The 7,416-nt window shown below is 30.1% G+C and carries 8 protein-coding genes and 1 pseudogene; 2 read left to right on the top strand and 7 right to left on the bottom strand.

Annotation, left to right across the window (positions count from 1 at the left end):
* Positions 1 to 332, top strand: a pseudogene (locus tag ACTG3V_RS14540) (tRNA pseudouridine(55) synthase TruB); the annotation flags it as partial.
* 16 nt (positions 333 to 348) lie between these two features.
* Here ACTG3V_RS14540 and ACTG3V_RS14535 read toward each other — a convergent pair.
* Positions 349 to 1,212, bottom strand: a complete 864-nt coding sequence (locus ACTG3V_RS14535) for a sigma-70 family RNA polymerase sigma factor (RefSeq protein WP_439132896.1) — start codon at positions 1,210 to 1,212, stop codon at positions 349 to 351.
* 450 nt (positions 1,213 to 1,662) lie between these two features.
* On the opposite strand from ACTG3V_RS14535, the gene ACTG3V_RS14530 reads away from it, so the two are divergent.
* Positions 1,663 to 2,157, top strand: a complete 495-nt coding sequence (locus ACTG3V_RS14530; protein WP_439132895.1) for a hypothetical protein — start codon at positions 1,663 to 1,665, stop codon at positions 2,155 to 2,157.
* A 78-nt stretch (positions 2,158 to 2,235) separates the two neighbouring features.
* Here ACTG3V_RS14530 and ACTG3V_RS14525 read toward each other — a convergent pair whose 3' ends face one another.
* The 6 genes from ACTG3V_RS14525 to ACTG3V_RS14500 all read right to left on the bottom strand — a co-directional run.
* Positions 2,236 to 4,659 (bottom strand): TonB-dependent receptor, encoded by a 2,424-nt coding sequence (locus ACTG3V_RS14525; protein ID WP_439132894.1) that lies wholly within the window; start codon positions 4,657 to 4,659, stop codon positions 2,236 to 2,238.
* A gap of 507 nt (positions 4,660 to 5,166) precedes the next feature.
* Positions 5,167 to 5,571, bottom strand: coding sequence for an alternative ribosome rescue aminoacyl-tRNA hydrolase ArfB (gene arfB, locus ACTG3V_RS14520; RefSeq protein ID WP_439132893.1), 405 nt, complete (start codon positions 5,569 to 5,571; stop codon positions 5,167 to 5,169).
* A gap of 3 nt (positions 5,572 to 5,574) precedes the next feature.
* Positions 5,575 to 6,171 carry an AAA family ATPase gene (locus ACTG3V_RS14515; protein ID WP_439132892.1) on the bottom strand — a complete coding sequence of 199 codons (597 nt, stop codon included), beginning with the start codon at positions 6,169 to 6,171 and terminating at the stop codon, positions 5,575 to 5,577.
* On the bottom strand, positions 6,132 to 6,764 hold the full coding sequence (pnuC, locus tag ACTG3V_RS14510) for a nicotinamide riboside transporter PnuC (RefSeq protein ID WP_439132891.1): 633 nt from the start codon (positions 6,762 to 6,764) through the stop codon (positions 6,132 to 6,134). The genes ACTG3V_RS14515 and pnuC overlap by 40 nt, the downstream gene beginning before the upstream one ends.
* Positions 6,765 to 6,851: 87 nt before the next feature.
* Positions 6,852 to 7,241: an HIT family protein gene (locus tag ACTG3V_RS14505; RefSeq protein WP_439132890.1), complete on the bottom strand. Its 390-nt coding sequence runs from the start codon at positions 7,239 to 7,241 to the stop codon at positions 6,852 to 6,854.
* 57 nt (positions 7,242 to 7,298) lie between these two features.
* Positions 7,299 to 7,416 (bottom strand): GreA/GreB family elongation factor (locus ACTG3V_RS14500; protein ID WP_439132897.1); only part of this gene is annotated, 118 nt, incomplete at its 5' end.

Genomic DNA, 7,416 nt, shown 5'->3' with positions numbered 1-7,416 from the left:
AGTTTTTAGGTGATATTCAACAAAAACCGCCCATCTTTTCTGCTATAAAAAAAGATGGAAAACGTTTGTATGAATTGGCTAGAAAAGGAGAAACGACCACCATAAAATCACGAACAGTTACCATTCAAGAATTTGAAATCACCAACATAAACCTACCAAAAGTAGATTTTAGAGTGGTTTGCAGTAAAGGTACCTACATTCGATCTTTGGCTTTCGATTTTGGAAAAGCACTGAACTCTGGTGCGCATTTATCAACCTTAAGAAGAACAAAAATTGGTGATTTTTCTGTAAATAATGCAACTTCTATAGATGACTTTATAGAAAGTTTATAAAGCCATCTAAGTTAAATTAACCTAAGTAATAACGTAAAACTTCACTTTTAGATTTGTTTTGTAAACGTCTAATAGCTCTTTGTTTTACTTGGCGCACGCGTTCCCTGGTTAAATCGAATGTTTGACCAATTTCTGTTAAACTTGAGGGCGAATGATTGCCTAAGCCATAAAACATTTTAATTACTTTTGCTTCTTTATGTGTAAGTTTATCTAAAGCCCTATCAATTTCGGTGCTTAAAGATTCTTTCATTAAATTTTTATCTGGTCTTGGTGCTTCATCAGATCTTAATACATTGTATAAATTAGAATCTTCACCTTCTTTAAAAGGCGCATCCATAGAAAGATGTTTTCCAGAATTTTTCATAGATTGGGCAACATTGCTTACTGTAGTATCTAATTCGTTAGCAATCTCAACATAAGTAGGTATTCTTTCATTTCGCTGCTCTAATTTAGAGTATACTTTTTTTATTTTGCTAATGCTTCCAATTTTATTTAAAGGCAAGCGAACTATTCTTGATTGTTCTGCAAGAGCAGACATTATTGATTGGCGAATCCACCAAACTGCATATGATATAAATTTAAAACCTCTAGTTTCATCAAAACGCTTTGCGGCTTTTACTAAGCCTAAATTACCCTCGTTAATTAAGTCAGATAGTTTTAAACCTTGCCCTTGATATTGTTTTGCAACAGAAACAACAAATCTTAAGTTAGCTTGAACTAGCTGGTCTAGTGCTCTTTGGTTTCCTTTTTTAATTTTTATGGCTAATTCTACTTCTTCATCAGCAGTAATTAAACCTATTTTACTTATTTCTTGAAAATATTTTTCTAAAGATTTTGCATCGCGATTGGTAACTTGTTTTGTAATTTTAAGTTGTCTCATAGTAAGATTTTGAATTTAAGAATTGAAATTTTAAGAGTAAGTTGTACCAATTAAACTTATGAACAAAGCTTAAGAGTTATAATTGAAATGTTCAGATAGAAAAATTAGAAAACAAAATTTAAGAAGTTATCAGTAATCTTTTGAAGAGCAATTAAAAGTCGTAACTGATATACATTTGTTTTTTTCATCGCTTGCAAAATTATAGAAAATAACTCGGTTTTGCTAAAAAATTGACCATTTTAATTCTTTTTTAACCAAAAACAGATGAAAATGATTTAATTTTGCTTTTTTTAGGATGTTTTGTAATGAAAATTTTGTTTGTAAACTCTATTAAAAATAACAATCAAAAAAAGTAATTTTAAAAACTAAAAGAGCTAAGAATAGATCTACTCGAGTTAAAAAATAATGCTTTACTATTATAATTTTGCACTGAATTAACCTTAAAAACAAATGAATATCAAAAATCAAATAACGTTAGTATTGGTAACATTTATTATCTTAATAAGTTCTTGCACTACAAAAAAGGATAAAAAAGCTATTTTTTTAGACAATCCAAATGTATTTAGAATTGAATTAGAGAATGGCGATACTGAAATTATAAGAAAAAATTATGACGATGATTTTATTTTTGATAATTGGAATGCATACAATTTGGTAAATACCCAATTGTCTTTAATAGAAAATCAAGAGTATAAAATCTCTAAAAACAGAATTGTAAATTTAAAACAATTTATAAATAATTTGTCTGTAACCATTCCTAATTGGTTAAAAACAAATGATATAAACAAAGAAATTGACGATGTTGAAAGAGAATTTAATCAATTAATTAATGAACTTAATCAATCAACTCAAGTAATTAGAGATAATTGCAGAGAATTAAATGATGAATTTAATGAGTTAAAAGAAAATGTAAATAAAACCGTTAAAGATTATACAAATAGTTAATTTTTAATCAATTCATAAAATAAATAAAAAGCCGTTTCATAAAAAAAATGAAACGGCTTTGTTATGCAATATACTATTTTAAAAACGTAGTGTTGCCCCTACTAAAAAGTTTCTTGTGGCCTGTGGGTAAAAACCAGCACCATCAACTGTAGTGGTAACTCCTGCATTAGACCAAGTGTCATCATAGGTAAAATAGTAACCTCGGTCTACATATTCAACATTAAAAATATTATTTATTAAGGCAGTAAATGTAATTGATTTGAATATTTTGTCAGGGTTTATTTGATATACAATGTTTATATCATTTATAAAAAAACTATCGATAACATCATTATCAGAAATGGCACTACTTAGGTTACTCATTAGTTGCTCTCCAACATATTTTGTTAAGAAGGTAAACTGAAGGTTTTCTAATGGTGCGTAAGTAAACATGTTTCCAATAACTACATTTGGCGAAAAAGAAAGATCTGTGTTTCCTAAAGCTGTAGGGCTCGAATTTCCGTCTCTAACCACAAAGAAATCTCTATTTTTATTTTGACTGAAAGATGTATTTGGTCTTAAATACAATTGATCAGATAACGTGATTTCTGCATCAATTTCTAAACCCAATCTATAGCTACTACCAGAAGTTGCTCTTATAGGTTGCCCAACATCATCAATAGCACCAGTTAATACCAACTGATTTTCATAATCCATATAATAAATGTTAGTATTTAGTTTTACATTTTCAGATTTATAACGCCATCCAAATTCGTAATCAAATAAGGTCTCAGGACTATCAACGCCATTTTGAAAATCGTTTCTATTTGGTTCTCTGTTAGCAACTGCAAATGACGCGTACAGATTATTATCGTCATTAACATTAAACATAAAACCAAATTTTGGGTTAAAAAAATCGAACTTTCTATCCACATCTATTGGGTCTCTGTCAGATGTTAATCCTGCTGTTTGATAACTTACAAAACGACCTTGTAAATCTACATAACCAGAGAGCTTTTCGCTAATGTCGAAATTTGCTTTGGCAAAAATTGAGAAATCATTCTTAGTGGCATCAGAAAAATAATAACGATCTCTAATATTGGTGTTTGGAGCTAAATCTTCACCCCAAATTACTTCTCCAAAATGATCTCCTGTATAATTTGAATAGGAAATTCCTGTAATAAAGTTAATGTTATCGGTTTTGTAATTCGCATTAAAATTTGCAACATAAAAATTGTTATCTAACCAGCGTCTTACAATCACATCAGTTCCGTCTACAATTAAATTGTTAAAATCAACAGCATCCTCTTCGTCTTTAAACTGCTCAAAAAATCCAGCACCTTTGGTGTAGTTTAAACCAAGATTTGTACTCCATTTGTCATTCCATTTTTCATTCCAATGCAACTGATAATGATTTTGAGCATAGTTATCGGTTTCATTATCATACAAATAATGATTGTATCTTCTGTCAGAATTTCTAATGTTTTCGGCTTGTTCAGCATTTAAACCATCGTTAATAATAAAATCTTCAATGCCTTGGGTATCTCCAGTTAATCTCACTTCTGGTGTACCATACCAAGCTTGGTAAGTTTGTTCTTCGCCTCCAAAAGTAACCGCTTTAATTAAGGTGTTATCATCTACATAACTACCTTGTAAAAAATACGATTTTAAATCTACAAAAGCCCTATCTATATAACCATCTGTAGCGATGTTAGACAATCGTCCTGCAATTTCAAAATGTTCATTTAGTTTTCCTGTACTAAACTTTACAGTATGTTTTCTGGTATTAAAAGAACCAAATGAATTTGAAATTTCTCCAAAAGCTTCTTCAGAAACAGCATCTGTTAAAATATTTAAACTTGCTCCAAAAGCTCCTGAACCGTTTGTAGAGGTTCCAACACCACGCTGCAATTGTAGGTTTTCTGTAGATGATGCAAAATCTCCTAAATTTACCCAAAATGTTCCTTGGCTTTCAGCATCGTTATAAGGAATACCATTAATTGTAACATTGATTCTTTCGCTGTTAGAACCACGTACATTCATATACGTGTAGCCAACCCCAGCACCACCATCTGATGATGACACTACGTTTGGTAAATAATTCATTAAAATAGGGATGTCTTGCCCTAAATTACGTTTTGCAATTTCCTTTTTTGATAAATTGGAAAATGTAACAGGAATGTCTGCATTTACACGAACAGCAGATACTAAAATTTCATCTAAGCTAGTAGTATCTAGGTTAAGTTGAACAACATAGGCTTCATCTTTAGTTACCGTAATTTTGTCAACAATGGTTTTGAAGCCTAAAAAAGAAATTTCAAAAGTATACACTCCCTTTTTAAGTTGAACACTAAAGTTTCCTTGATTGTCTGTGGTTACTCCTTTCTTAAGTTCTTTAATTAAGATACTCGCATTGGGTAAAGGTGTTTTGTCTTCGTCATAAACAGTTCCTTTAATTGTAAATGACTGGGCGTTTGCAACTATACTTGCAAACAAGAATAAAAAAAATGTGATTTTTTTCATTTTAAAAAATTTTAAAACGAATAAAAAGAGGTAATTATTCTTGTGATTAATATTGAATAATTAAATGTTTGTGATTACGACTTTATACAGCAATCAAAATAAGATTACTTTATACCATTCGTAATTCCTTTTTCCTAAACAGCATTATCTGTTCTAGGTTCAATGGGTATGATCTCAGCCTTTTAGAGTTAAAAGTTAAAAGTTAAAAAGTTTGAAAGTCTGAGTATGACTAAAAACCAAAAACTAAAAACCAAAAACTAAAATTAGCACCCCTTTATGAGAACATTGCAAAATTAAGTTGGAATTTTTTAATGAGAAACAAAAAAACGATTTTTTTTTAAGAAGCTATTTCGCGCTTTCCACTATATCTTTTTTTACAGAGCGTTATTGTCAAACGAGTAGTTTTTAGTGAAGCTAAATACTGTTATAAAAATACGATAGGTTTTGAAGCGTAAAAAAAGGATGTCGTTTCAATCACGGCTAAACACTTTTGCCCACATTTAGCATTTAATCTAACTTCGGTTTTTTTCGTAATGCTTTTTTAACGGAATTGCGTTGTTTGTTTTCTGCTTTTCTTTTTAAAGCGCTTAAACTTGGTTTTGTAGCTTTCCTTTTTTTTGGTCTAATCAAGCTCGTTTCAATCAACTTTAAAAATCTTTTAATAGCCAATTCTTTATTTTTATGCTGAGAGCGTGTTTCTTCGCAAAACAAAATTAAAACATGTTCTTTGGTTAATTTTGAGGATAGTTTTTGTTTTACAACCGTTTTTTGATACTCAGAAAGCGCGTTTGAATTTGCCACATCAAAAGTTAACTCTATTTTAGAGGAAGTTTTATTTACATGTTGTCCACCAGCACCAGAACTTCTTATGGCTTTGAATTTTAGTTCTAAGAGTATGTTTTTGGCATTCATTAACTAATCTTTATTGGTGTAAGCATATAAATTTTCTTTTTCTAGAAGTATACTATCAATTGCTTTGGTAGCATTTTCAAGGCGCGTTTTTTTATCGCCTTTTAAAAGAATATAAGGCCTGTTGTGTTTTTTTAAGGCATTTTCAAAAGCGGTAAACATTGCCAAACGGTGTTCTGGTCTATCTCTTAAATCATCAGCTTCCCAAGGCGTATCTATATAAGTAAGTAAATATAAATCATATTGATTTTCATTTGCAGCTTTATTTAAAGTTTCATCAACAAAACCACCATAAAACTCCTCAGAATATACTTTAGTTTCTAACAAATCTGTATCACAAATTAATACTTTGTCTGCTTTTTTTGCAAGAGTGTTTTCTAGTTTCATTTGCCCAATAGCAATGGGTATTAAATCTTCGGCTTCACAAGTTTTACGTTTATTATTCCATTTTTTTTGTAAATATTCGCGTGCATATTCAGGCGCCCAAACAGTGTGGTAATGATGCGCTAATTGTTTTGAAAGTGTTGTTTTTCCTGTTGATTCTGGACCAAATAAAACAACCTTTACAAGGTTAATGGGTTTTTGTCTAAGCTTTTTTTCCATGCTAAATAACCAAATATGGCAATAAACGTAAATCCTAAGTATTGAAAACTGGTAAACGTAAATCCTTTATAGAAGTATAAAGGTACAGAAATGATATCTCCTAAAATCCAAAAAAGCCAATTTTCTATTTTTCGTTTTGCCATTAACCACATTCCTACAAAGAAAATAGCAGTTGTAATTGTATCTACATAAGCCATCCAAGAAGTCCATTTATCAAAACTTTTATAAATAATAAAAACAAATAAAAGTGTGGCTAAAAATATAAAAACAGCTATCTTTTTTTCTTGTAGTGTTGTTTTAGCAATTGGTGTAACATGGGTTTCATCTACCTTTCTTGTCCAAATATACCAACCATAAATACTCATTACAAAATAATAACCATTAATCATCATATCTCCTAAAAGCTCCCATTTTAAAAGAAGATAAACAAAAATAGAGGTGCTAATCATTCCTGTTGGAAATACCCAAATTTTATTTTGTTTGGAAAACCAAACAGAAAGAAAACCAAAAATTACAGCTGTAATTTCTAAAGTAATATCTGTAGTAGAATAGTCATTATATTGCCCAAAAAGAAAATCAAAAATTTCTACCATTTTACATACATTAAAAATAAAAGTACGGGTGATGCACTCTAAAATTTACGGTTAAATTGCTCTTTTTGGGTTTAAAAAAGATACGAGTTAGTTAAAGTTCGCTGCAATACTATTGGCAATCTTCACAAACTCATCATTAGTTAATTCCTCTTTTTTGGTGAATTGCATATCAGCCATAATAGAAGTCGGAATTAAATGCACATGCACATGAGGCACTTCTAAGCCAACAACGCTCATACCAACTCTTTTGCAAGGCACAGCTTTTTCAATAGCTTTTGCAACATCGTAAGAAAAATTCATCAACTCTAAATAGTCTTCTTTAGATAAGTCAAAAATTTTATTTTCTTCTTTTTTAGGAACTACCAAAGTATGCCCTTTTGCATTGGGATTAATGTCTAAAAAAGCAAAAAACTTATCATTTTCTGCAACCTTATAACTTGGTATTTCTCCATTAATTATTTTTGTGAATATGCTCATTTTTTTGCTTTTAACTTTTGCTAAAGGTGTAAATACCAAAAACTCAAATTAGGATTGTTATCTAGTAATTTCAACAATTTCAAATTTCATAATACCACTTGGTACCTGGATTTCTGCAATTTCACCCACTTTTTTACCTAACAAACCTTTACCTATAGGTGAATTTACAGAGAGT

It is taken from the genome of Polaribacter sp. (assembly GCF_965660385.1).
GTDB lineage: Bacteria > Bacteroidota > Bacteroidia > Flavobacteriales > Flavobacteriaceae > Polaribacter.
The sequence above is the reverse complement of the archived record's forward strand: the minus strand, read 5'-3'. Positions and strand labels throughout refer to the sequence as shown.

Coding starts and splice junctions, on each gene's coding strand:
- ACTG3V_RS14535 (WP_439132896.1), bottom strand. CDS start 1,212: ATGAGACAACTTAAAATTACAAAACAAGTTACCAATCGCGATGCAAAA.
- ACTG3V_RS14530 (WP_439132895.1), top strand. CDS start 1,663: ATGAATATCAAAAATCAAATAACGTTAGTATTGGTAACATTTATTATC.
- ACTG3V_RS14525 (WP_439132894.1), bottom strand. CDS start 4,659: ATGAAAAAAATCACATTTTTTTTATTCTTGTTTGCAAGTATAGTTGCA.
- arfB (WP_439132893.1), bottom strand. CDS start 5,571: ATGAATGCCAAAAACATACTCTTAGAACTAAAATTCAAAGCCATAAGA.
- ACTG3V_RS14515 (WP_439132892.1), bottom strand. CDS start 6,171: ATGGAAAAAAAGCTTAGACAAAAACCCATTAACCTTGTAAAGGTTGTT.
- pnuC (WP_439132891.1), bottom strand. CDS start 6,764: ATGGTAGAAATTTTTGATTTTCTTTTTGGGCAATATAATGACTATTCT.
- ACTG3V_RS14505 (WP_439132890.1), bottom strand. CDS start 7,241: ATGAGCATATTCACAAAAATAATTAATGGAGAAATACCAAGTTATAAG.